Origin of the sequence: Exiguobacterium sp. PvP048 (assembly GCF_040549175.1) — a bacterium.
In the GTDB taxonomy this organism is placed as follows: Bacteria; Bacillota; Bacilli; order Exiguobacteriales; family Exiguobacteriaceae; genus Exiguobacterium_A; species Exiguobacterium_A artemiae.
The window spans coordinates 106,682-131,331 of sequence record NZ_JBEPSU010000007.1; the positions used below are offsets into that span (position 1 = coordinate 106,682).

The following is a 24,650-nucleotide window of genomic DNA, read 5'->3' on the forward strand; positions in this document are numbered from 1 at the left end:
CGCATGACGGAAGACGGGGTCTGACTGCAGTTAGGCTTCTTTTTTCAACTCGTCGGCTGATTTCGCAGCGTCCGGTTCATTGGACAGATCCATGAACAGGGCAATGACCATCATCCCGACGACGAAGATGAACGGGAAGGCGGCAAGAACGGCTGCGGCCTGCAAGGCGCTGAGTCCACCTGAGTACAGGAGAACAGCTGCAATCGATGACTGGATGATTCCCCAAGTCAACTTGATGCGGAGACTCGGCAACAGACTACCGCCGGAAGATAACATCCCAAGGACATATGTCGCGGAGTCGGCAGACGTGATGAAGAACGTCGTGATCAAGAAGACAGCAATGATACTGAGGAATGTTCCGAGACCACCGAATGTTTCGAACAAGGCGAACATACCGGTTTCGACCCCTTTTTCGTTGACCGTTGAAATGAGATCAACATTATTGAACAGTTCGTTCCAGATCGCGGATCCACCGAAAACGGAGAACCACAGTAAACCGAAAATCGTCGGTACGAGCATGATACCAAGAACGAACTCACGAATCGTCCGTCCTTTTGAGACACGGGCGATGAACGTTCCGACGAACGGCGACCAGGAAATCCACCATGCCCAGTAGAAGATTGTCCAGTCATTGATCCATCCTCGTTCATCGGGATTGAAGGCTGACGCCCGGAAGCTCATTGTCGGTAGGTTTTGCAAGTAAGCACCTGTCGTTTGAACAAACAGATCCATGATGAAGCTGAACGGTCCGAGGAACAGAACCCCAACCATCAAGAGGATCGCCAAGACAATATTGGCGTTGCTCAAGCGGACGATTCCTTTATCAAGACCGGAAGCGGCACTCATCATATAGAGGACGGATACGACTAAAATGATGATTAATTGGGTCATGAAGGAGTTCGGGATGCCGTCGACAAGGAAGTGAAGTCCACCTGAAATTTGTTGGGCTCCGAGACCGAGTGACGTGGCAACACCAAATGCAGTTGCGACGATGGCAAGTACTTCAACCGTTCCTTTACCGGCCGCTTCGTACTTCGGTTTCATCAGGGAAGCAACGGTATCACCGATTGTGGCCGGACGTCCTTTACGGAACGTCGAGTAAGCGATGGCGAGGGCGACGACCGCATAGAGTGCCCACGGATGCAGACCCCAGTGGAAAAAGGAATAACGCATGGCGAGTGGAGCAGCATCTGTCAGGTCGTTTGTCGCGACCGGGGGGGTATGAAAATGGGTCAGTGGTTCTGAGACACCCCAAAAGACTAAACCAATCCCCATACCGGCACTGAACAGCATCGCGAACCAGGAAATTAAACCGTATTCCGGACGATCGGAATCTTTACCGAGTCGGATTGAGCCGAAACGGGAAAAAATGAGAAAGATAGCAATTAATAAAAAGGCACTCATACCAAAAAGATAAAGCCAGCCGAAGCCGTTCGAAACAAAGCTTTGGGCGATGCCTGTGACATTTCCGAGATTTGCGGCACCAATGAGTGATTCAGGCAAGATTCCCCATATGGTAAAGAGCACACAGAAAATGACAGAGATGATAAAGACATTTGTAATTTTACTTTTTCGTTTATTTTCCATCGTGATCAACACCTTCTTTCGAATTTTACATGTAGTTTTGTAACTCTTTTAGACAACGACATTAGTAATACCCGTGTCATTTGAAAACAAAACCTTATCACGCAAGTTCTAACCGTAACAAAGTTGGAGCGGACTGGCAAACGAAAATGGGTAATGATGGGAAGGAAGGGGTCAAGAAACAAAGCGTTGTAATCTAGAAAAACCCTGGAATAAAGCCTTTGAATTGATGAAACAGACAGAATGAAAAAGTTTGATTATTTATTATTTCCCGGTTCTTCTATTTTGTAACATGCATTTAAGATACATTGATGAAGCAAAATAACAGACGGAGTGAAACTGGTTTGATATCGTATCAGGTAGTCATCATATTACTCAGGAGGAATCAGTCATGAATCACGATCAGACAAAACAACAGATTATCGATGCTTTTCAGTTCCGTCATGCGACGAAATCATTTGATCCGACTAAAAAAATACCGGCGGATGATTTTCAATTTATCCTCGAAACAGCCCGTCTTTCACCGAGTTCTTTCGGATACGAACCATGGAATCTGCTTGTCATTCAAAATGAAGCCGTTCGAAATGATATTCGGGACGTCTCATGGGGCGCACAAGGTCAATTGCCGACAGCGAGCCACTACGTCATCTTCCTCGCCCGGACAGGTGGACAGATGCAACCGGACGGGGCGCACGTGAAACATATGATGGATGTACTCGGTCTGTCGGATGAAGCAAAAGCCGGCCGGACAAAACGGTATGGTCTGTTCCTCGAAGAAGATTTCAAGATTGGGGATAATGAAAAGGCGATGACCGATTGGTCGGCGAAACAAGCCTATATCGCGCTCGGAAACATGATGTCGACAGCAGCGCAAATCGGCATCGACTCGTGTCCGATTGAAGGATTCAATCAGCAGGCGGTGGAACAGATTCTCGAACGGCACGGTGTGCTCGACCGGTCTGTTTTCACCGTACCGGTCATGGTCGCATTCGGCTACCGAGCGGATGAACCAAAACGGTCGAAGCAGCGTCGGTGCCTGGATGAAATCGTCACGTTCGTCGACTAAAAAAACAGTCGAATCTTTTCGAATTATATAGAAGTTTCTTTCAAAGTCCGGTATACTCGCATTTGTATGATTAAGAAGCGCCGTAAACGCCACTCGCATACGAACAACTTTTGTCTTGATGAAAGAAAGGGGTTCTATCGCAAATGGAACAAAAATTAAAGTTATGGTTCACGGAACACCAAACGGAAGATTACGGTATCACATTCCGTGTCAACCACGTTTATGAGAGCGAACAAACGGAGTTTCAACGCCTGGAGATGGTTGAGACGGACGAGTTCGGTACGATGTTGTTGCTTGACGGAATGGTCATGACGACAGATCGTGATGAGTTTGTCTATCACGAAATGGTCGCACACGTTCCACTCTTCACACACCCGAATCCAAAATCGGTTCTGGTCGTTGGTGGAGGAGACGGCGGAGTCATCCGTGAAGTCTTGAAGCATCCATCTGTTGAGAAGGCGGTTCTTGTCGAAATCGACGGAAAAGTCATCGAATACTCGAAAAAATATCTACCAAACATCGCAGGTGGTCTCGACGACGCACGTGTTGAAGTCATCGTGGGAGACGGCTTCATGCATATCGCAGAAGCAGTCAACGAATATGATGTCATCATGGTGGATTCAACGGAACCGGTCGGTCCGGCCGTCAACCTGTTTACAAAAGGATTCTACTCAGGAATCTCAAAAGCATTAAAAGAAGACGGTATTTTCGTCGCTCAGTCGGATAACCCATGGTTCACACCGGACTTAATCCGTGATGTGCAACGCGACGTGAAAGAAATCTTCCCGATCACAAAACTCTACATTGCCAACGTTCCGACGTATCCGAGCGGTCTGTGGACATTCACGATTGGATCGAAAAAACATGATCCTCTCGCTGTCGCACCAGAGCGTTTCCACGACATCGAAACGAAGTACTATACACCGGAACTTCATACAGCTGCATTCGCGCTACCGAAGTTCGTCAAAGATTTAACGATTTAATTACACATCAGGAGTGTTCCGTTTTCAGGGGCACTCCTTTCTATGACTGGAGGAATAATGATGCGTTTTGATGAAGCTTATTCAGGTAAAGTGTTTATCGCGAGTCAACCGACTCACGAAGATGCAAAAGGTGTATTGTACGGTATGCCGATGGACTGGACGGTCAGTTTCCGTCCCGGCTCACGATTTGGTCCGGCCCGGATCCGTGAAGTGTCGCTTGGACTCGAAGAATACAGTCCGTATCTTGACGGCGATATCGCCGATGCCAAATTGTTTGATGCTGGCGATATCCCGTTGCCGTTCGGCAATGCCCAAAAGTCACTCGACATGATTGAAGAATACGTCGATTCGTTGTTGACGGCAGGAAAGTTCCCGCTCGGTATGGGAGGCGAACACCTCGTCACATGGCCGGTCGTCAAAGCCTTTGACAAACATTATGATGATTTTGTTGTCCTGCACTTTGATGCACATACGGACTTACGTGATTCATATGAAGGAGAGCCGTTGTCGCACTCGACACCACTCAAAAAAATTGCGAACTTGATCGGACCGGAAAACTGTTATTCGTTCGGTATTCGTTCAGGAATGAAAGAAGAGTTTGAATGGGCGAAGACGTCCGGTTACAACTTGTTTAAATATGAAATCGTCGAACCGTTAAAAGCCGTTTTACCGAAGCTTGCCGGTAAAAAAGTCTACGTGACGATCGATATCGATGTGCTCGATCCTTCGGCGGCACCCGGAACCGGGACGCAGGAAATCGGCGGTGTGACGACAAAAGAATTACTCGAAGTCGTTCATATGATTGCACGTGCGGATGTCGACGTCATTGGAGCCGATTTGGTTGAGGTCTGTCCGGCGTATGATCAGTCTGACATGACAGCGATCGCAGCTGCGAAAGTTTTGCGTGAGATGATGATTGGGTTTATTAAGTAAAGGAAAAGGTCAGATCCGTTTTTGCGGACTCTGACCTTTTTGTATTAGACGAGAAGTTCATATAGTCCGTAAAGACCGAAGCTGATTAAAAGGAGCGCTGACAGATACTGAATCGTGCGGGAAAAGGTAGGAGAAAGTTGTTTTTTGAGAAGATGCATCAGTTGACTCAAGAAAAGCCACCAAGCGGCCGAACCGAGAAAAATGCCGATCAGCAAGCCGACTGGAGAGGTTACGGTTTCCTGAAATCGGGCGAGGATTGCGAGAAATGAAAGAATCGTCATCGGGTTCATCAATGTGAGCAAAAAAGTTGATCCATAGGCGACCGGTAAAGAAGTTGCCGGCGATTGGAGAGGCCTGCTCATTTTACTTCGAAACATCTGCCATCCGAAATAGCAGAGAAACAAATTGCCGATCAAGCGGAGAGAGTCTGTTTGAGCAAGCAGCAAGTGAATCAGTGATAATCCGGATAAGGCAAGCAAACCGTAAAGAAAATCAGCGGTTGCTGCTCCGAGACCTGAGATAATTCCATAGCGGCGCCCATACTCAAGTGTGCGTTGCATGCAGAGTAGACCGATTGGACCAACGGGTGCAGCAATGGCTAAGCCAACCCAAAATCCATTTATCATCCCGGATCAGTCCTCCGGAAGAATTGACAAGGCAGTGGATTCTTTTAAAGTCCGCATGATAATCGTCGTTTTTGTCCGGGAAATGCCATGTAAACTTTTGATGTGGTTCGTGATGATGTCGTCCAGTTCTTCGGTATTGCGACAACGGATTTTGAGCAGGTAGTCATCTTCGCCGGCGATGTGATGACATTCAAGGATATAGGGCAACTCTTGGACTCGTTGCAAAAATGGATCTCGATGTTCGGGACGCTCCAAGGAGACAGCGACGAAGGCGCCAAGGTCATAACCGAGTTTAGCAGGATCAAGTACCGTCTCAAAACGGCGGATGATACCCTGTTCTTGCAGGCGGTTTACCCGGTCTGACACGGCAGGAGCAGACAGACCAACCTGTTTTGCAAGCGTTGACCACTTGATTCTGGCATCTTGCATAAGTGACTTAATTATCTTCGAATCTAATGTATTCATGTACAAAAACCTTCTTTTCTATTGTTTTATATTTAATTTATTTGATTTCGAAAGAAAAGGCAATGTGTATTTTTTGGCGGAAAAAGCACATTCAGACATTTACAGACTTGAAATATTACTTTAAATTTAAGATGTCACCACAAGGAAAATATTTTTTCGTTGAAGGTAAAATGTAGGAATGGATTTGTTGGTTTGAGAGCGAAATACATCATGACATGAAAGGTGGAAAAAAGATGAAGAAACTCTTATCTTTCGTCACAGCTGCTTTGCTATTCGCACTTTTTGTGCTCCCGGTAGGCGCGGCGGACGATGCAATGGTTCGTGTAATTCATGCTTCACCTGATGCTCCCGCAGTGGATATCGCCGTCGATGGCAAAAAAGCGGTATCCGGAGCAGAATTCAAAGCAGTCACTGACTATCTCACACTCCCAGCCGGAGAACATAAAGTAGAAGTCTTCGCAGCCGGTACAACAAAGGATCCTGTACTTTCTCAAACACTCAACATCGAAGCCGGAAAATTCTATTCTGTAGCCGCAATCGGTAAATTGGCAGATATCAAACTTGCTGTCATGGAAGATAACGGCAAAGGCGAAGACGGCAAATCAATGGTCCGTGTCGCTCACTTTGCACCGGATGCACCAGCTGTTGATGTCGCACGAAAAGGCGGAGATCCGCTCTTCAGCGACCTTGAATTCTCGAAAGTCTCAGACTACGGCACACTCGATGCCGGAACGTACGACCTTGAAGTACGACCAGCAGGTGCAACGGATGTCGTGAAAGCACTCGACGGTATCAAACTCGACAGTGGTAAAAACTATACAGCACTCGCAATCGGACTCCTTGAAGGCGAACCGGCCTTTGACGTCCTCCTGATTCCGGACGGCGGTGAAATGGCAGCGATGCCTGACACTGGTCTTGGCGGAACAACGGAAACGTCATCAATGGCAACAACTTGGGCACTCGTAGCACTTGCTGGAGCAGCGCTGGTTGGGACAGCTTATGTCGTCCGTCGTAAACAAAACGCGTAATCTCTTATTGTTACTCACCGTGTTGCTTGCAGGATGCGGCGGAGCGGAGGAAACTTCGCCTCCACGCTCTGTGGAACCGGCAACACCTGTCGTCGATTCACCGGCACCAAAGTCTGACGCAAAGACAGAAGCAGTCGAAACATTCATCCCGAATCGTTTGAAGATCCCGGCGATCGATGTGAATGCAAAAATTGAAGTCGTTGGAAAAGATGCTAAAGGACGGATGGATGTTCCGAAGCAGACGGATCAAGTCGGTTGGTACCGATATGGCGCCAAAGCTAATCAGACCGGCAATGTCATTTTGGCAGGACATTTAGATGATACGAACGGTCCGGCTGTCTTTTATGACTTGGCAAAAGTGAAACGGGGACACCGGATTGAAGTAAGCGCTAAAACGGGAGAGCAGGTTTCATACGTGGTGACGAACGTAATGTCTTATCCCGTTGATCAGGCACCGGTCGGCTCTATTTTCGGAGCGACACTGGCGCAACGTTTGACGTTAATTACCTGTGTCGGAACGTTTACCCAATCAAAAGGATACGATCAGCGATTGGTTGTGACGGCTGAACAGGAAAAATAAACGAAGGGACCTCTCCGCTGACGGACAGGTCCCTTTTGTATGTGCTATTGGTTTTAAGCATTCACTTCAGAAGCGGCGACCAAATCCGTCGTTAAGGCAGATAACCCTTGCGTCGTCTGGCTGATACCTTGAATCGTTTGTACGATTTGGCTTAAATCATTTTTATTACGGCCGAACATCTCCAAGTAGTTCTCCATTTCCTGTTTGACGGTATGGATGCCGCTCTTGACTTGTTGCAGTTCGTTACGCGAAGCGGAGTTTGATCGTGTGATGTCTTCCATTTGCGAAACGAGTTCATTGATGTTGCCATTATTTTTTTGGATCAGGCTGTTGATGCTGCTGCTGAGCAGTTTTGCGTTTTCCGCCAGGTTCCGGACTTCAATCGCAACGACGGAGAAACCTTTCCCATGCTCTCCGGCACGAGCGGCTTCGATCGAAGCATTCAAGGCGAGTAAGTTCGTCTGGTTAGCGATGTCTTCGATGCCTTGTGTCATCTTGACGATTTCATCTGACGTCGTTTTCAGTTGCTGGAGACTCGTCAATGACGTGCTGACTTGTGACGTGGCTTGAGCAAATTGATGTTCCATCTTTTCCATCTGGGTCTCGTTTTCCGAGGTCAGTCCGACCAGATTGCGGCTTGTTTTTTCCGTCTGGTCCGTTTCAGATAAGATTTGTGTTGCCCGACGGCTTGTTTCAGAAATTGCACCTTCCGTCTGTTCGACAGTGCTTGCGACTTCCTGACTGACGCGTACGACATCCTGCAAGAGCCGGCTCCGGGATTCATTTGCTGCACTGACTTCGTGTAAGCGGGCATCGACATACTGGCTCGTCACGATTTGAGCATCAAGATTCATCGCGTGGTTCAGTGCAAGAATCGCATTCGTCAATTGTGCCGGTTTATGTTGAAAATGTTCGACGATTTTCGGAATCAATAACGTATTGAACGCCGCATAGGAAGCGATGAACCAGGTCACCGGGACAAAGTTACGATTATGGGTTTTGCCCATCCGTGTCCGCATCGCAAGAAATTTATCATCCATGTTTCCCGTCAGTAAACTGCCGAAGTAGTCCGCGAAGACTTTTTTCAGACGTTCACGTGTCGAAGAAGTTTGAGCAATCTGTACCATTTCAGGGTGAAGCAGTAAATGATCAAGGACTTGTTCGAGTACTTCATCGAGGATGCTGTTGACGACAGGCGCCATTGCTTTTAGTGTTTGCAGATGTTCTTCCGTGTAGCCCATGTATTCTAAGCGTCCCGTTAAGCTCGGATCACTTGTTTTTGTAATGAGTCGTTTGTCTGGAAATCCGATTGTCGCCTGATAGGCCGACATCGATGATTTAGCTTTAAATGGATTGCGCACGATATGCCCCCGATTTTCTTGGAATTAAGATTTTTAGTGTCTTATTTGTTATCGGTTGTTTTCAGAAATCCGATAATCTTTTTCTTCAAAAAGTACAGCGACAGACAAAATCATTGACTTAAAAACAAAAAACTCATGATCGGGGATCATGAGTGGAATGACCGCTTCTGAAATGAAGGGTACATGCTATATGTGTCACGCGATGAATTAAACAGGTTGATCTTCCTGAAACGCTTTTTGGGCATCGACAATTGATCGCATCCGACTTACACAAGTCTGGACGAATTGAATGTCGATGGACGTAAACCGGGTGACAGGTCCTTTGGCTGATTCAGCACTGAATGTGAAGGTTCCGAGATTCCAAAGTTCGATTTTAAATCGTTTTCCTTTGTTGTCATCGAAGTGTTCTACGAATTCGATTTTCGGTACCATACGAACCCCTCCTTGTAGAACCATTCCCGTTTTTTTCAAAATAAAAAAGCCAAACTGCATGTTTCACGCAGTTTGGCTAAAAAATTATGCGGTCGGAACGTCATAGCCGATTTCTTCAATCGCTTCGACAAGACGTTCTGTCGCGACGTCTTCGTGTGTGACGGTGACATTGTTGTCTGCCAGTGAGACGGTTGCATTCGTGACACCGTCGAGTTCGTTTAACGCCGATTCGACGCTTGCTTTACAGTGATTGCACGTCATTCCGACGACAGTTAAAGTTGTTTCTTTCATGATTGGTTTCCTCCTTTGGATAGTGGAATACGTTTTAAGCGTAACGCATTTGTGACGACAGAGACAGAGCTGAATGCCATCGCGGCACCTGCGACCCAAGGGGCAAGCAGTCCGAGGCAGGCAACCGGAATCCCGACTGCATTATAACCGAGGGCGAAAAACAGGTTCTGCCGGATGTTCTTCATCGTTTGTTCGCTGAGACGGATGGCTGTAATGACTTGCTGCAAATCATGTCCAAGTAACGTGACGTCTGCCGCTTCAAGTGCGACATCGGTCCCGCTGCCGAGAGCAATCCCGACATTTGCCGTCGCAAGAGCCGGTGCATCATTGATCCCGTCTCCGACCATCGCGACACGCTGTCCGTTTGCTTGAAGCGTTTTGATGTGATCGGCTTTTTCAATCGGCAAAACGTCGGAAAACACATGGGTCTGTGGTATCTGAAGCTCGGTCGCGAGTTGTAAGGCGACTTCGCGACGGTCTCCGGTCAGCAGGTAGACCGCTTTTGTCTGCTGAATCTCCTGAATGACCTGTTTGGTAGTCGGTTTCAATTCATCGCGGATGGCATATCCGGCTTCGATTATACCGTTGACGGTGACATAGACGACCGTTGCACCGCTTGATGTCCAGTCAGGAAGGGAAAGACCGTGCTCCTGCATCATCCGTACCGATCCGACCATGACATCGTGTCCCATAATCGACCCGCGGACACCGCGTCCGGGATCGACGGTGAAATGTTCGATATCAAAGACGACGTCGCGCTCTTCCGTGATTGCATGAGCGAGTGGATGTTCCGATTTTTTTTCAAGAGCCGCTGCAAAATCCAGTGCCTGTTCCTGTCCGAACGTCTCGATGACGACCGGACGTCCGATCGTCAATGTTCCTGTTTTGTCAAAGACAACCGCATCGACGTGCTGCAACGATTCGAGTTGGGCACCGCCCTTGAACAGAACACCGTGTTCCGCACCTTTGCCGGTTCCGACCATGATCGATGTCGGAGTGGCGAGCCCAAGAGCACAAGGACAGGCGATGACAAGAACGGCGATGGCTGGACGAATTGCTTCGGCGAACGAGCCGGTCGTCCACCACCAGACAGCAAGTGTCACAAGGGCGATGGCGACGACGATTGGGACGAAGATTCCGGAAATCCGGTCCGCCTGACGCTGGATAGGAGCTTTTTCCGTCTGCGCTTGTTCGACGACACGGATGATGCCGGCGAGCATCGTCTCCTGACCGACTTTCGTCGCTTCAATCGTCAGGTATCCGTTCGTGTTCAAGGTGCCGCCAATCACGACGTCACCGGTTCCTTTATGAGCCGGAAGCGGTTCGCCGGTCAACATGGATTCATCGAGATAGGCATCACCCGTTGTGATGATGCCGTCGACCGGGATTTTTTGACCGGGTTTGACGATCAACTGCATACCGGGTTGGACCTGATCGAGCGAAACCGTCCGTTCGACACCTTGTTCCAACACGACGGCATCCGTCGCTTGTAAGGAAAGGAGGCTTTTGATGGCACCGGTCGTCTGTTGTTTGGCACGATCTTCCAGTACTTTCCCGAGCAGCACGAGCGTAATCAGGACGGCACTCGTCTCGAAGTAGAGATTCGGCATCAATGGGTGAATCATCATTTCCGCAACGGAATAGAAATAGGCTGCGGACGTTCCGAGTACGACCAGGACATCCATGTTGGCACTTCCACTGCGAAGACTTTTATAGGCACCGACATAGAAGGGGGCACCGATGACGAACTGGACCGGCGTCGCCAAAGCGAACTGGAACCAGGGATTCATCAGCCAAGGCAGATGGACCGGACTGTTCGGAATGTGGGAGACCATACTGAGCAGTAACGGCAGGGACAAGAAAGCTGCTATCCAAAAGCGATAGAGCATCCGGCGGTTTTGGACCTGTTCATGTGGTGTCGTCTTGATGGTGGCACCGTATCCGATTTTTTTAATCTTATCTAAAATCAGTTGTTCGTCCATTTCTTCCGGAACAGCAATCCGTGCTGTTTCGAGCGGCAGGTTGACGGTGGCTTCGACTCCGTCCATCCGGTTCAACACCTTTTCGATCCGGGCCGAACAGGCGGCACATGTCATGCCTTCGATATTCAGTTCCATTGTTTTCGACATTGAAATCCCTCCTTACTTCTTAAGACGGGCAATAACGGCCATCAGTTCATCAACGTAGACATCAGTATCCTGTTTGCCGGTCGCCGCATCGTGCATACACATTTTGACGTGACGTTCGATGACCTGCAACTCGACTTGGCGGAGCGCCGCTTGAATCGATGCGGTCTGGGTCAGGATATCGATACAATACCGGTCTTCTGCGACCATGTTGGCAATACCGCGGACCTGACCTTCAATTCGTTTTAATCGTTTCATCAAAGCATCTTGTTCCTCGGGTGAACGGGGAACAAGGGGATGATCATGTGTCATGAGGACACCTCTTTTCCGGATTAGTTGATACACCGAGTATATCATATAGGTATAGGGGGTACCAGTATAAAGGTTGGAGCTTGAAAAAACTAAATGAAAAAGGACTGACTCAAAAGTCAGTCCCTTGCTCTGGTACGCTGTTGGATCAACAACGAATCATGTTATTGATTAGAAACTTGCGGTTTAATGATTTGTTCGTTCAATGAACGATTGCTGATGATATCTTCCGCTTGTGTCGACCGTTTGATGAAGAACGAGAGGACAAACGCAAGACCGGCGATGAACGTTGAGATGAAGAACGCATAGTTGATACCGTCAAGCGTTGCCTGCATCACGATTTGTTGTTTCATCGCTGCAGCAGCTTCCGCTGTTGGTTGGCTCGTCATGTTTTTCGCTGCTTCTTGTGCGAGTTCCGCTCCACGTGTTTTCGCGTGGGTGGACATAATCGTAACGAGGAGCGCCGTTCCGATCGCACCAGAAACTTGTTGCAACGTATTATTCATCGCTGTCCCGTGCGGATAGTAACGGGTCGGTAATTGGTTCAAACCGTTTGTTGAGACCGGCATCATAACCATTGACATCCCGAACATCCGGAGGGAATAAAGGACGATGAGATGAGTATACGTCGTATCCATTTTAAGTTGGCTGAAAAGATAGGTTGTGACAACCGTAATGAACAGGCCGGTGATGGCGAGTGGACGACCGCCAATTTTATCGAACAGTTTTCCGTTGATTGGTGACATGACCGCCATTAGGATCGCACCAGGCAGTAACATCAGACCGGCATCAAGCGGAGAAATACCGCGAATCGTCTGAACATAAATCGGTAACAATAACATCCCGGAGAACATGGCGATCGTCACGACGATCGAGATGGCGGACGATAAAGCAAACATTGGATAACGGTAAATCTTGAAGTTGAGCATTGGGCGTTCCATTCTCAATTGACGCATGATGAACGTCACGAGTGCAACGACCCCGATGACTAACGCTAAAATGACTTGAAGACTATCCCAACCTTTTGAACCGGCAGAGCTGAAACCGTACAGAAGACCGCCGAATCCGAATGAAGATAAGACGACGGACATAAAGTCGAGTTTTGCGCCAGAACGTTCTTTGACGTCACGAAGCAGGACGAAGCCGGCGACGAGAACAATCAAAGCAATTGGTGTAATGAAGTGGAACAACATCCGCCAATCGTAATGTTCGATGATCCAACCGGATAGGGTTGGTCCGATCGCAGGAGCCCCCATCATGATGAGGCCGAAGAAGCCCATCGCCGTTCCGCGTTTTTCAATCGGGAAGCTGACGAGCATGACGTTCATCAGAAGCGGCATCATGATTGCAGATCCGGAAGCCTGGATCATCCGTCCGGCAAGCAGGACCGGGAAAGCGTCCGCAAATCCTGCAAGAATCGTACCCGCAGAGAACAGTGTCATCGCGAGCAGGAACAGACGGCGGACCGAGAATTTTTGAATCAGGAAAGCAGAAGTCGGAATCAAAATCCCGTTGACAAGCATGAAACCGGTCGATAACCACTGGACCGTTGACGTTTCAATCTCCAGATCCTTCATGATCGAAGGTAAGGCGATGTTGAGTAAGGTGTTATTTAAGAATGCAATAAAGGCACCGATCATCAATACGGCAAGGATGCCGTAAGGGGGACGAGCGGTAGCAGATTTTTCATGTGACATGGTTTTCCTCCTTAATGAACTAACAGTACACAATTCTATACGGTCGTTATATCTGTTGTCTATCTTAATCTGATTTAGATTGAATTACAAATATTAATAGCTAAGAAAGGTAATTTTATTTTTTGTGAAGGAGACGGGCGTGAATCGAACGTTGGTTCATTAAAAAACGTGCGCTTTCTCCTGTGTAAACTGCAACAGGAGAAAGCGCACGTTTGGCGAAACGGGGTCGGATTACCCGACATGTGTGTGTAAAGCGTCTGATGTGATGTCATAGTGAGAAGTCGTCCAGACTGCTCGTCCGTCTTGAATGTACAAGACCTGCGGTGATTCGTGCCGGACGTTGTAATGTTCTGCGATGTGATTCGATAATGTCCGTGCTTCCTGAATCAATAAATAGGCAGTCGGAACTGCTGTCTCATCCGCATATTTCGTATAGGCGGAAAAACCGGCCGAACTGATCGGGCAGGTCGTACTGTGTTTACAAATCACAAATGTTGGGTGTTCGGAAACGAATTGGTCGAAGTCGGAAATCGATTGTAGTTTTCTGAGTTGAGTCATTTTTATCAGCCTCCATAAGTCCGTAGACGGTCACTTAACTTCAGATTTTCCCTGTAATCGACCGGACAGTCAATTAAAACGGGTCCGTCACTCAGAAAAGCCTGTTCGAGACAACTGGATAGAGTACCGTGTTCCCCGACACGCAGACCCAGTGCACCAAAGGCGGTAGCCAGTTGAACGAGATCCGGATTGTCGAATTCGATATAAGGTGCACGACCGTAAGCTTGCTGTTGTTTCCATTCAATCAACCCGTAGGTACCGTCGCGCCAAATGATGACGACGATCGGCAACTTGAGCCGGACAGCCGTCTCGAGATCCTGGCCGTTCATTAAAAAGGCACCGTCTCCTGAAGCGCAGAGGACACGTTGTTCCGGATGCAACAGTTTAGCGGCAATCGCACTCGACAAGCCGTAGCCCATCGAAGAAAACCCGTTAGAGATGAACAATTGATTGGGACGGGTCGTCTGAAAATGTCGTCCGAGCCATATTTTATGCGCTCCGACATCGGAAAAAATCATGCCGTCCTCGCCGGTTGCCTGCTCGAGTTCACGTACGATGCTTTGAGGATGGAGCGGGAGAGCGAGGGAATACGTCGCCTGGATTTCTTGCCGCAAGCGGTCGCGGTCCTGTTGCCAGCCGGTCCAGGCACGATTCGGAATGCTTTCCGAAAGCAGGTGCAGAATATCCGGGATCGAGCCGATCAAATTTGCAACAACCGGATAAAATTGATCAATTTCATGCGGATTGGTATCAATGTGCAAAACAGGTGTCCGTTCCGGATTCCATTTCGAAGGTGGCAGTTCCGTGATATCGTAGCCGACCGCGATAATTAAATCGCTTTGATCAAGAATCCGTTGATTGTAATCAGCGTTCGGCAAGCCGATCGTATGGGCGGCCAGCTCGTGTAACGAAGACAAGGCGCCTTTTCCCATCATCGTCTCGACGACGGGAGCCCCCAATCGTTCGGCGAAAGCGCGGAAAGCCTCTGTCGCCCCGCTGCGGTTGATTCCGAATCCGGCAATCACGACCGGACGTTCTGCCTGTTCGATTCGTAACAGGACATCACTATCAGTCACGGATGTCGGATGCAGAAAAGTCGGGGGACTGTCCTGTAAAAAGGACATTTTGGCATCGACATCGGCCTTCGCAATATCTTCCGGGAACGACAGATGGGTCGCACCGGGCTTTTCGGAAACAGCCTTTGCGAAAGCCTGACGAACGACTTCTGAAATGACTTCGCCGGAAACAATCGATGTGCTGGATTTGGTAATCGGCCGGTACATCTCGACCAAATCAAACATTTGATGGGACGCTTTATGCTGGCGCCACGTCGCACCTTGTCCGGTGATGGCGACGACAGGGGAGTGATCCATTGTCGCGCTTGCGATCCCCGTCATCATGTTGGTCGCGCCGGGACCGAGCGTCGACAGACAGACACCGGGACGTCCGCTTAACCGACCGAACATCGACGCCATGAAGGCGGCGTTCGTCTCATGACGTGTCGTGATGAACGTGATATCCGATTTACTTATGGCTTCGAGCAGCGTGATGTTCTCTTCACCGGGCACACCGAAGATATGGGTTACGCCTTCGGCTTCCAGACACTGGACAAACCGTTCCGCCGCGTTCATTGATCGAGTCCGCCAATCGATACATATTTGGTCTCGAGGTAGGCTTCGAGACCTTCCGATCCGCCTTCACGACCGACGCCGGACTGTTTCATGCCGCCGAAAGGAGCCTGGGCAGCTGAAGGCACACCGTCATTCCATCCGACGATTCCGTAATCGAGATGCTCGATGGCTTTAAAAGCGCGGGCATAGTTGTTCGTAAAGACATAAGAGGCGAGGCCAAACGGCGTTTGATTGGCATAATGAACGGCTTCTTCATCTGAACTCACACGCTGGACAGGCGCAACCGGACCAAACGTTTCTTCGTTCATGATCAGCATTTGCGGCGTAACGTCAGCGAGTACAGTTGCTTCATAGTAGTAGACATCATTGTCGTCGTCGGTTTGTCCGGATCCGCCGGTCACGATGCGGGCACCGGCCGAGGTGGCATCATCGACATGTTTTTTGACCTTATCGTATCCGGCCTTATTGATCATCGGACCGATTTTCGTCTCCTGATCGAGTCCGTTGCCGGTTTTCAGTTTTGCTGTTTCCTGACCGAGCTTTTCGACGAATTCGTCATAAATCGAGTCCGAAACATAAATCCGGTTACCGCAGACACACGTCTGGCCGCCGTTACGGAACTTCGATTTAATCGTTTCTCTGACGGCAAGATCGAGATCGCAATCGTCAAAGACAAGAATTGGAGCATGTCCACCGAGTTCGAGAGACATCGCTTTGATGGTCTCCGCACCTTGAGCCATCAACGTCCGACCGACTTCCGTCGACCCCGTGAACGTGATTTTGGCGACATGCGGATGTGTCGCCAGCGATTCGCCTAAGTCTTTCCCGCTTCCGGTCACGGCATTGACGACGCCGTCCGGAATCCCGACTTCCTGGCAGAGCTCGAGCAGACGGAGTGCCGTCAATGGAGTAGCCGTCGGTGGTTTTAAGACAAACGTACAGCCTGCGACGAGCGCCGGGGCTAACTTTCGGGTAATCATCGCAGCCGGGAAGTTCCACGGGGTAATCGCAGCGACGACCCCGACCGGTTGTTTGATGACATGAAGGCGTTTCGTCGCATCGTGTGACGGGATGATACGCCCGTAGGCCCGCTTTCCTTCTTCCGCAAACCATTTGACGAAGTTTGCTGCGTATTCGACTTCACCTTCCGATTCCGCAAGCGGTTTTCCCATCTCGAGTGTCATCAAGCGGGCCAATTCGTCTTTTTTCTCGAGCATCTTCGCATACAACTTTTCAAGAAGAGCTGCTCGTTCGTACACGGTCCGTTTCGACCAGTCGGGGAAAGCGTTGTGAGCCGCTTCGACGGCATCGTTGACGTCAGATTTCGTTCCGTTTGGTACACTGCCGACGACTTCACCTGTCGCCGGATTTTTGACATCCGTCCGTTCACGTCCCTGATCGAGCCACTGTCCATTGATTAAAAACTTCCCATTCATCTTACAGAATCCCCCTTTTTAATTCGCATTGTTAAGGATATACCCGAAGATTGAAAAAAAGATTCTCTTTTCCGAAAAAGGTTGTGCAAAAGGCTAGAAATTGACCGATAAACAGTGTAGGATAATTCAGTAAATGTAATGTATTTTCTCGATAATAATTCGTAAAGAAATGAAATTTCTGCATGTATGTGAAGTGATGGAGAATGTCTTGAATCATTGACATTCCAACTAGGTTTGATAAGATGAATATAGGGTAATTGCGCAATCGGTTGCGCTTAAATGAAATCTACCGAGAAACGATATAAAACATCGAGAATTACTATAAAAAAACGGACAACAAAGACTGAAATACGAGAGGATTTATCCATAATGACACAAATGATACCGCGTCCGGAAACGGCACAAAAAACACTTACACGAGCTTGGTGGAAAGAAGCCGTTGCTTACCAAATCTATCCGCGCAGCTTTTATGATGCAAACAATGATGGAATCGGCGATATCCCGGGTATCATTGCCAAGTTGGATTATCTAAAAGATCTCGGAGTCGATGTATTATGGATTTGCCCAATGTTTAAATCACCGAATGATGACAACGGATATGACATCAGTGATTATGAAGACATCATGGACGAATTCGGAACGATGGCCGATTTTGATTTATTAATGGAAGAAGCACATAAACGTGACATTAAAGTATTACTCGATTTGGTCGTCAACCACACGTCGGATGAACACCCGTGGTTCCTCGAATCCCGTTCGTCAAAAGACAACGACAAACGGGATTGGTACATCTGGAAAGATGCCGTCAACGGTGGCGAACCGAACAACTGGGAAAGTATTTTCGGAGGATCGGCTTGGGAATACGACGAAAAAACGGAACAATACTTCCTCCACGTTTTCTCACGCCGTCAGCCGGACTTGAACTGGCGTAATAAAGACATGCGTCAGGCCGTCTATACGATGATCAACTGGTGGCTCGATAAAGGGGTCGACGGATTCCGGATCGATGCCATCAGCCACATTAACAAAGATCAATCGTACGCGGATCTTCCGAATCCACTCGGGATGCCGCATGTGCCATCGTTTGAGATGCACATGAATGTCGAAGGAATCCACGAATACCTTGAAGAATTGAAAAACGAGACGTTCTCAAAATACGACATCATGACAGTCGGTGAAGCGAACGGTGTAACGCCTGAAGAAGCCGATCTTTGGGTCGGAGAAGAAAACGGTAAGATGAACATGGTCTTCCAGTTTGAACACATGGACCTGTGGCGGGCTGACGCGGAAAAAGGCGTCGACGTTGTCAAACTGAAACAAGTTTTGACGAAATGGCAAAAAGGACTTGAAGAAACAGGCTGGAACGCACTGTATCTTGAAAACCACGATAAGGTCCGCTCCGTCTCCCTTTGGGGTGATGAAGGACAATACTGGAAACAAAGCGCGAAGTCACTTGCGATGATGTATTTCTTCATGCAAGGAACACCGTTCATCTATCAAGGACAAGAAATCGGGATGACGAACGTCCAGTTCCCGGATATCTCCGACTACGATGATGTCGCGACGAAAAACATGTACAACATGCAACTGGCATCAGGGAAAACACATGAAGAGATCATGGAAGTCATCTGGAACTCGTCGCGTGATAACTCCCGGACACCGATGCAGTGGACAAATGAACAAAACGGCGGTTTCTCGGAACAATCCCCATGGTTCGGTGTCAATCCGAACTTTGCCGACATCAACGTGGCGGCGCAGCAAGTCGATGAGGATTCGATCCTGAACTTCTATAAACGGATGATTCAAATCCGGAAGATGGAAGAGACGTTGATTTACGGAGAATACGATCTCATTCTTCCGGAAGATACAAAAGTCTATGGTTACACGCGGACGCTCGGAAACGAACAGTTCCTGATTGTGACGAACCTGAAAGACGAAGTGGCGGAAGTCGACACCGACATCATCCTCCATTCGGATAACATCATGCTTGCTAACTATGAGACAACGTATCATGAAGGAACCGAACTCACGCTTCAACCTTTTGAAGCACGCCTGTACCGCGTACGTTAAAACAAGGCTGGATTTGGCAGATGCCGAATCCAGCTTTTGCTGTCGCTAAAAAAGAAATCAAGAAGATGCAGGACAGAAGAAAATCGTGTACGCTAGACGATGAGGTGATAGAAGTGAAACCAGTACGTTATCCGGTCCGCCTGCGACAAGTGACATCGATTCAGGATGACGCGATGCGGGAGTCCGTTGAATTAGAAGCAGACGGGACTTTGTTTGAAACAAAAGACGGGTTTGCCCTGAAGTTCATGCAAGAAGATGAACAACCGATTGATACGACCATCAAGTGGTCGCACGATCAAGTTGCCCTGAACCGGAAAGGTCCGGTCTCAATGCACCATGTCTTCATTTTGGGTCAAAAAACCAAAAGTGGTTATGAGAGTCAGTTTGGTCAGATGGTGATGGAGACGGAAACGGCAACGATTGAAATGACAGAACAACGTATGCAATTCCAATACGATCTGATGATGAATCATCAGCCGGTCGGTCTGTATACGATTGAATTAACTTGGGAACGGAGTGAAACACATGGCGTTTGAACAAACCGTAAAAGAAATGGAACAGATGCTCGAAGAAGATTGGTTTGAATGGTTAGAGAATGACGAGCCGAAATACAATGAATGGCGCGATCAACTCGAAGCACTGGCAGAACAGGTCATGACGGAATACAATTCGAAAGTCGATTCCGATGCGATTGATTCGTTATTATTGATCAACGAAGATTTACCGGTCTTGTACGGAGAAGATACGGTCATGCTCTACACAGCGTTACTTCATGCACGCAAGGAAGATGATTCGGTCTACGAACGTTACTTGACGATTTTAGGGGCGTTTTCAGAAGAAAATCATCCGGCGCTCCGTGAAGTCGAACAGGCCGTGTCGAAAAAAGATTACAAAACAGCATATGCACGTGCCGTTAAATTACCGCAATCGCTTGGATTAGAATAAGTACGTGCCAGAGCAGTTCCATTCAAAGGATATTTGAACGGGCTGCTTTTTTTTGATGTTCATGACAAAGGGGGAATCAGCATGAGAACGTTATACCGGATTGTCGTCGGGATTGTCAGACAGGGGGATCAGTTGCTGTTGGTCAAAAATCAGGCGGATGGGGAAAGAGCGGTGTGGAGTCTGCCGGGTGGTGTGATTGAAGCTGGCGAGACGCTGGCGGACGCTTTAAAACGGGAGATGGCAGAAGAAACCGGACTGTCCGTCGAGACGTTCGAACTGGCATACGTGACAGAAAACTTCATCGAACAGTTTGACGCCCACAGTCTCGTTACCTATTTTGAATGTACGATCAGAGGCGAATTGTTACCAAATGATCCTGACCGAGAAGTCGTCGACAGTCAGTGGGTGCCGATCGAACAGTTGGGGGACTATCTCCTGAATCGTGATGTGCTTGAACCGTTGCAGGATTATTTGAATAAAGCATCTAAATCTTATTATTTGTATGAACAGATGGTCTGGTAATCGGGTAAAAGAGATAGAAAAGTTAAGCGATGGAGGCGATGAGATGAAAGCTGTTCAAGTCAATGGATATGGTGGTGTCGAGCAACTCGAAGTCGTGGAACGTCCGGTCCCGACACCGCGCGCTGGGAAAGTCCTGGTCGAAGTGAAAGCATGCGGCATCAACAACACAGAAATTTGGATGCGAGAAGGCGCCTACGGAACGGATGACAAATCGGGTTGGAAACCGGAGGGCGTTCAGTTTCCCCGTGTCCCGGGTTCCGATATCAGCGGCCGGATCATTGAAGTCGGGAGCGGTGTTGATCCCTCCCGAGTTGGTCAAGATGTCGTCCTGTTTCCGTTTACTTCAAGTGGCGCCGATGGAACGGAACACATCAGTGAAGATATGTCGTTCATCGGATCGGAGTATGACGGGGGATATGCCGAGTATGTCGTCTGGCCGGCAACGCTCTGTTACGACATGCCGCTTGACGATTACGTCAAAAGTGCTGTTTTTTCCGTCAGTGGCTTGACGGCATGGCATATGAACGAACAACTCCAGTTACAGCCGGGACAAACCGTCCTCGTAACCGGAGCAAGCGGCGGTGTCGGCTCGTTGAACGTTCAAATCGCCTCGCGGGTGTTTGGAGCAACTGTGATTGCCGTCGTCGGCGACATGAAGATCGAACAGGAATTGAAGCGTCTTGGGGCGAAATACGTCGTGTCTTACCGTTCCGATCAATTGACAGAAGACATCCTAGCTGTTAACAGCGGACCAGTTGACGCCGTACTCGATGTCGTCGGGGATGCGTTATTTAAGACGGCTTTGGCGGTTCTGAAAAACGGCGGTAAATTCTGTATTTCCGGTTCTGCCGGCGGACAACAGACGAACCTCGATTTTCGGATGCTGTACCTGAAGCACTTAACATTTTACGGCTCAGTGCTTGGAACGCGTGACGAGTTCGGACGGATGCTTGAAGCGATTGCTGACGGTAAACTCGAACCGGTCATTGATCGGACGTTTCCGCTTGAGGAAGCGGCGGCAGCCCAGTCGTATTTTAAAGAGACAGGCAAACTCGGGAAAATCGTGTTGATACTGAAGGCGGATTGAAGCATATAGTTTTTTTTCTGGAGTAGTCTTGGGAAGCGAATAAATTCTCGATAATTCAAAGAGGACACCGGAATTGAAATCCGGTGCCCTCTTTGAATATGAAGAGTGACGCATCCGTCATCCTTATTTTTTAGAGATAGTTACAGGAAAGAGTATTACACTGCTGATTGTGAAGTCGGAGTTTCAGATAACAACTTTGCATGAATTCCACGTTGTTTTAATGCTTGTTGGAATGAATGGTCAATCGGACGATAGCCTTTTTCGATTAAATCATTGATGTAAATTTTATTGTATAAGAAAGAAAAGACGATATTGACAATCCATCCCCCGAAACCGGCAGTCAAAAGTGTAGTGACGATACCGACAATCAATTGAATCAATCCCCATTTAATATCGCCTCGGAAAAATGCTGGAAAGAATCCAAAAAAGAATGTTGTCCATGAGAATCCTGCTTTTACTTCTTTAATTAAGCCGCTTGAATGTTGTAAAATTCCGTTCAAAGCCAATTACCTCCTACAAAATATACATATATTAGAACTTTTTAATTTTAACCTACTTATTTTTCAATTTAAACGGTTTTTTTGTAAGGTATAGTCAATGATTAAGATAGAAGAAAAAACAGTAAAATAATGAATGAATAGTCATTCATTATATGCTATACTCATATCAAATAATGGCTTTAGGGGGAAAGGGGCTTGTTTTATGGGGACATTTTTACTGATTAACTGGATCGCCTTCCTGCTTGTCGCAGGGTACGCGGGCTATTTATTCGTGACGCTTGTCAAGAGTCGGTACGAGGCGATTCGCCGGGGGAAAAAAGCGGAATGGACGCTGACGAACAAAGAACGTCTGAACGCGGTTCTCGTCAATGTCTTTGGGCAAAAGAAACTGCTGAAGGACAAGAAAAGCGGGACGATTCATGTCATGATGTTTTACGGATTTTTACTCGTTCAATTTGGAGCGATTGATTTCATCTGGAAGGGGCTCGCAGTCGGACAACGCTTCCCGCACATCCCGCTCGGTCCACTGTATCCGATTTTTACATTTTTCCAGGAAATCGTTATGCTCGTCATTCTGGTGGCGGTCGTTTGGGGATTCTACCGCCGCTATGTTGAAAAATTGGTCCGTCTAAAACGAAATTTCATGGCCGGACTGGCCTTGATTTTCATCGGTGGATTAATGATCGCGGTCCTGTTTGGAAACGGATTTTTCCTCGTCTATGAAAATCATTCAACGTTCGGTGAACCGGTGGCATCGGCGATTGCGTTTTTATTCAGCTGGGTACCGCAACAAGTCGCCTTTGGATTGTTTGTCTTCTTCTGGTGGGCGCACTTACTGTTCTTACTCAGCTTCATGGTCTATATCCCGCAAGGCAAACACGCCCACCTGATTGCAGGAACAGCCAACGTCTGGCTCGGCCGGACGTCAAAAGTCGGACGCCTCGCACCGATTGATCTGTCAGTCATGGAAGAAGCAGAAGACGACGAGGCAGAATTCAGCTTTGGTGTTAACCGGATTGAAGATTTTAATCAAAAGCAACTCGTTGACTTGTATGCCTGTGTCGAATGCGGCCGCTGTACGAATATGTGTCCGGCCAGCGGAACCGGAAAAATGCTGTCACCGATGGACCTGATCGTTAAACTGCGTGATCACCTGAATATGAAGACGGCGGCGATCACCCAAAAATCTCCGTGGGCACCAGCGTTTGCCTTTGAAGGGTCACAGGGAAATCAGATTGCGTCACTTGCTGCGGCCGGACAGATGGATGTCGTTCCGGATTCGTTGATCGGTAACGTCATCACTGAAGAAGAGATTTGGGCTTGCACGACATGCCGGAATTGTGAAGACCAATGTCCGGTCATGAACGAACACGTTGATAAAATCATCGACCTCCGTCGTCACCTTGTGATGATGGAAGGGAAAATGGATCCCGAGATGCAGCGGACGATGGCGAACATCGAACGCCAGGGGAATCCATGGGGGATGAACCGGAAAGAACGCGAAAACTGGCGCAAAACGCGCGAAGAGCTGGTCGTCCCGACTGCAAAAGAAAAGAAAAAAGCCGGCGAAGAGTTCGAGTACCTCTTCTGGGTCGGCGCGATGGGCTCGTACGACAGCCGCAGTCAAAAAATCGCGATGGCGTTTGCACGGATCCTGAATGAAGCGGACATCTCGTTTGCGATTCTCGGAAACGATGAGAAAAACTCCGGTGATACACCACGCCGCATCGGGAATGAAGTTCTGTTCCAAGAACTCGCGGAAGCAAACATCAAATCGTTTGAGAAATACGATGTTAAAAAAATCGTCACGATTGATCCGCATGCGTACAATACGTTCAAAAACGAGTACCCGGACTTTGGTCTCAGCCCGGACGTCGAAGTGTATCACCATACGGAGCTGCTCGCCCGGTTGATTGACGATCAACGGATTAAACCGGTTCATGAGGTCAGTGAACGGGTCGTCTACCATGATTCGTGTTACCTCGGGCGTTACAATGACATTTATGATGCACCACGTTATATCTTAGAGAAAATTCCGGGTATCACGCTTGTCGAAACGGAACGCAACCGGGAAAAAGGAATGTGTTGTGGAGCCGGCGGTGGGATGATGTGGCAGGAAGAAAAAGTCGGCGCACGGGTCAACGTCGCACGGACCGAACAGTTGTTGACGGTGCAACCATCCGTCATCGGATCAGCTTGTCCGTACTGCCTGACGATGCTCAGCGACGGAACGAAGGCGAAAGAGGTCGACGAGCAAGTCGCGACCTATGATGTCGTCGAACTGCTCGAACGGTCAATCGTCGGAACACCAATGAAGGAAGCGGTAACAAACTAAGTTTAAAAAATAGCTTGAGCAAACGGAACGTCTCCTCTAAGAAAGAGGGGGCGTTTTTTAAAGGTGCCTAATAAGCATAACGTTG

General features: G+C 48.4%; 24 protein-coding genes. 11 read left to right on the forward strand and 13 right to left on the reverse strand.

Translation table 11 applies throughout. The features are described from left to right. Positions 1 to 30: 30 nt before the first annotated feature. Complete coding sequence (locus ABIC15_RS12590; RefSeq protein WP_214767062.1) at positions 31 to 1,587, reverse strand: BCCT family transporter; 1,557 nt, start codon at positions 1,585 to 1,587, stop codon at positions 31 to 33. A 388-nt stretch (positions 1,588 to 1,975) separates the two neighbouring features. On the opposite strand from ABIC15_RS12590, the gene ABIC15_RS12595 reads away from it, so the two are divergent. From ABIC15_RS12595 to speB, 3 genes are all read left to right on the forward strand, one after another. Continuing rightward, a complete protein-coding gene (locus tag ABIC15_RS12595) occupies positions 1,976 to 2,650 on the forward strand; it encodes an NAD(P)H-dependent oxidoreductase (protein ID WP_354020863.1) in 675 nt (224 codons plus the stop codon). 143 nt (positions 2,651 to 2,793) lie between these two features. Next, positions 2,794 to 3,633 carry a polyamine aminopropyltransferase gene (gene speE, locus ABIC15_RS12600; RefSeq protein ID WP_026829494.1) on the forward strand — a complete coding sequence of 280 codons (840 nt, stop codon included), beginning with the start codon at positions 2,794 to 2,796 and terminating at the stop codon, positions 3,631 to 3,633. Positions 3,634 to 3,693: 60 nt separating this feature from the next. Beyond that, on the forward strand, positions 3,694 to 4,566 hold the full coding sequence (gene speB, locus ABIC15_RS12605; protein ID WP_028107152.1) for an agmatinase: 873 nt from the start codon (positions 3,694 to 3,696) through the stop codon (positions 4,564 to 4,566). A gap of 44 nt (positions 4,567 to 4,610) precedes the next feature. Here speB and ABIC15_RS12610 read toward each other — a convergent pair whose 3' ends face one another. Then, positions 4,611 to 5,192, reverse strand: a complete 582-nt coding sequence (locus ABIC15_RS12610) for a LysE family translocator (RefSeq protein ID WP_354020864.1) — start codon at positions 5,190 to 5,192, stop codon at positions 4,611 to 4,613. Positions 5,193 to 5,198: 6 nt separating this feature from the next. Next, positions 5,199 to 5,657 carry an Lrp/AsnC family transcriptional regulator gene (locus ABIC15_RS12615; RefSeq protein ID WP_354020865.1) on the reverse strand — a complete coding sequence of 153 codons (459 nt, stop codon included), beginning with the start codon at positions 5,655 to 5,657 and terminating at the stop codon, positions 5,199 to 5,201. Between the two features lie 233 nt (positions 5,658 to 5,890). Here ABIC15_RS12615 and ABIC15_RS12620 point away from each other — a divergent pair, with 233 nt between their 5' ends. Continuing rightward, on the forward strand, positions 5,891 to 6,685 hold the full coding sequence (locus ABIC15_RS12620; RefSeq protein ID WP_354020866.1) for a DUF4397 domain-containing protein: 795 nt from the start codon (positions 5,891 to 5,893) through the stop codon (positions 6,683 to 6,685). Further along, positions 6,645 to 7,265, forward strand: coding sequence for a class F sortase (locus ABIC15_RS12625; protein ID WP_354020867.1), 621 nt, complete (start codon positions 6,645 to 6,647; stop codon positions 7,263 to 7,265). The genes ABIC15_RS12620 and ABIC15_RS12625 overlap by 41 nt, the downstream gene beginning before the upstream one ends. Before the next feature lie 53 nt (positions 7,266 to 7,318). On the opposite strand, the gene ABIC15_RS12630 is transcribed toward ABIC15_RS12625, so the two are convergent. The 9 genes from ABIC15_RS12630 to ABIC15_RS12670 all read right to left on the reverse strand — a co-directional run bounded on the left by ABIC15_RS12630 (position 7,319) and on the right by ABIC15_RS12670 (position 17,106). Further along, entirely contained in the window at positions 7,319 to 8,626 is a 1,308-nt protein-coding gene (locus ABIC15_RS12630) for a protoglobin domain-containing protein (protein ID WP_354020869.1), read from the reverse strand. A 207-nt stretch (positions 8,627 to 8,833) separates the two neighbouring features. Then, positions 8,834 to 9,058: a hypothetical protein gene (locus ABIC15_RS12635; protein ID WP_012369166.1), complete on the reverse strand. Its 225-nt coding sequence runs from the start codon at positions 9,056 to 9,058 to the stop codon at positions 8,834 to 8,836. An 84-nt stretch (positions 9,059 to 9,142) separates the two neighbouring features. Continuing rightward, the gene (locus ABIC15_RS12640; protein WP_214767056.1) at positions 9,143 to 9,349 is read right to left on the reverse strand and encodes a cation transporter; all 207 of its coding nucleotides are present in this window, start codon (positions 9,347 to 9,349) and stop codon (positions 9,143 to 9,145) included. Beyond that, complete coding sequence (locus ABIC15_RS12645) at positions 9,346 to 11,478, reverse strand: heavy metal translocating P-type ATPase (protein WP_354020870.1); 2,133 nt, start codon at positions 11,476 to 11,478, stop codon at positions 9,346 to 9,348. The genes ABIC15_RS12640 and ABIC15_RS12645 overlap by 4 nt, the downstream gene beginning before the upstream one ends. 12 nt (positions 11,479 to 11,490) lie before the next feature. Then, entirely contained in the window at positions 11,491 to 11,787 is a 297-nt protein-coding gene (locus ABIC15_RS12650; protein WP_012369170.1) for a metal-sensitive transcriptional regulator, read from the reverse strand. A 161-nt stretch (positions 11,788 to 11,948) separates the two neighbouring features. Beyond that, positions 11,949 to 13,481: a DHA2 family efflux MFS transporter permease subunit gene (locus tag ABIC15_RS12655; protein WP_354020871.1), complete on the reverse strand. Its 1,533-nt coding sequence runs from the start codon at positions 13,479 to 13,481 to the stop codon at positions 11,949 to 11,951. Positions 13,482 to 13,712: 231 nt separating this feature from the next. Then, positions 13,713 to 14,039 (reverse strand): bacillithiol system redox-active protein YtxJ, encoded by a 327-nt coding sequence (ytxJ, locus tag ABIC15_RS12660; RefSeq protein ID WP_012369172.1) that lies wholly within the window; start codon positions 14,037 to 14,039, stop codon positions 13,713 to 13,715. 5 nt (positions 14,040 to 14,044) lie between these two features. Beyond that, positions 14,045 to 15,670 carry an acetolactate synthase large subunit gene (locus ABIC15_RS12665; protein WP_318091235.1) on the reverse strand — a complete coding sequence of 542 codons (1,626 nt, stop codon included), beginning with the start codon at positions 15,668 to 15,670 and terminating at the stop codon, positions 14,045 to 14,047. After that, positions 15,667 to 17,106: an NAD-dependent succinate-semialdehyde dehydrogenase gene (locus ABIC15_RS12670; RefSeq protein ID WP_012369174.1), complete on the reverse strand. Its 1,440-nt coding sequence runs from the start codon at positions 17,104 to 17,106 to the stop codon at positions 15,667 to 15,669. Before ABIC15_RS12670 ends, ABIC15_RS12665 begins: the two co-directional genes overlap by 4 nt. Positions 17,107 to 17,475: 369 nt before the next feature. Here ABIC15_RS12670 and ABIC15_RS12675 point away from each other — a divergent pair, with 369 nt between their 5' ends. The 5 genes from ABIC15_RS12675 to ABIC15_RS12695 all read left to right on the forward strand — a co-directional run bounded on the left by ABIC15_RS12675 (position 17,476) and on the right by ABIC15_RS12695 (position 21,730). Beyond that, positions 17,476 to 19,176 (forward strand): glycoside hydrolase family 13 protein, encoded by a 1,701-nt coding sequence (locus ABIC15_RS12675; RefSeq protein WP_354020872.1) that lies wholly within the window; start codon positions 17,476 to 17,478, stop codon positions 19,174 to 19,176. 113 nt (positions 19,177 to 19,289) lie between these two features. Continuing rightward, a complete protein-coding gene (locus ABIC15_RS12680; RefSeq protein ID WP_354020873.1) occupies positions 19,290 to 19,712 on the forward strand; it encodes a YwiB family protein in 423 nt (140 codons plus the stop codon). Then, positions 19,702 to 20,121: a hypothetical protein gene (locus ABIC15_RS12685; protein WP_012369178.1), complete on the forward strand. Its 420-nt coding sequence runs from the start codon at positions 19,702 to 19,704 to the stop codon at positions 20,119 to 20,121. Before ABIC15_RS12680 ends, ABIC15_RS12685 begins: the two co-directional genes overlap by 11 nt. A gap of 81 nt (positions 20,122 to 20,202) precedes the next feature. Further along, positions 20,203 to 20,643: an NUDIX domain-containing protein gene (locus ABIC15_RS12690; protein ID WP_012369179.1), complete on the forward strand. Its 441-nt coding sequence runs from the start codon at positions 20,203 to 20,205 to the stop codon at positions 20,641 to 20,643. 43 nt (positions 20,644 to 20,686) lie between these two features. Beyond that, positions 20,687 to 21,730: a zinc-binding dehydrogenase gene (locus ABIC15_RS12695; RefSeq protein ID WP_354020874.1), complete on the forward strand. Its 1,044-nt coding sequence runs from the start codon at positions 20,687 to 20,689 to the stop codon at positions 21,728 to 21,730. 155 nt (positions 21,731 to 21,885) lie between these two features. Here the strand turns inward: ABIC15_RS12695 and ABIC15_RS12700 are convergent, their stop codons facing one another. Then, positions 21,886 to 22,230, reverse strand: coding sequence for a hypothetical protein (locus ABIC15_RS12700; protein WP_012369181.1), 345 nt, complete (start codon positions 22,228 to 22,230; stop codon positions 21,886 to 21,888). A 202-nt stretch (positions 22,231 to 22,432) separates the two neighbouring features. Here ABIC15_RS12700 and ABIC15_RS12705 point away from each other — a divergent pair, with 202 nt between their 5' ends. Continuing rightward, entirely contained in the window at positions 22,433 to 24,565 is a 2,133-nt protein-coding gene (locus ABIC15_RS12705) for a (Fe-S)-binding protein (protein WP_012369182.1), read from the forward strand. The last annotated feature ends 85 nt before the right edge of the window (positions 24,566 to 24,650 follow it).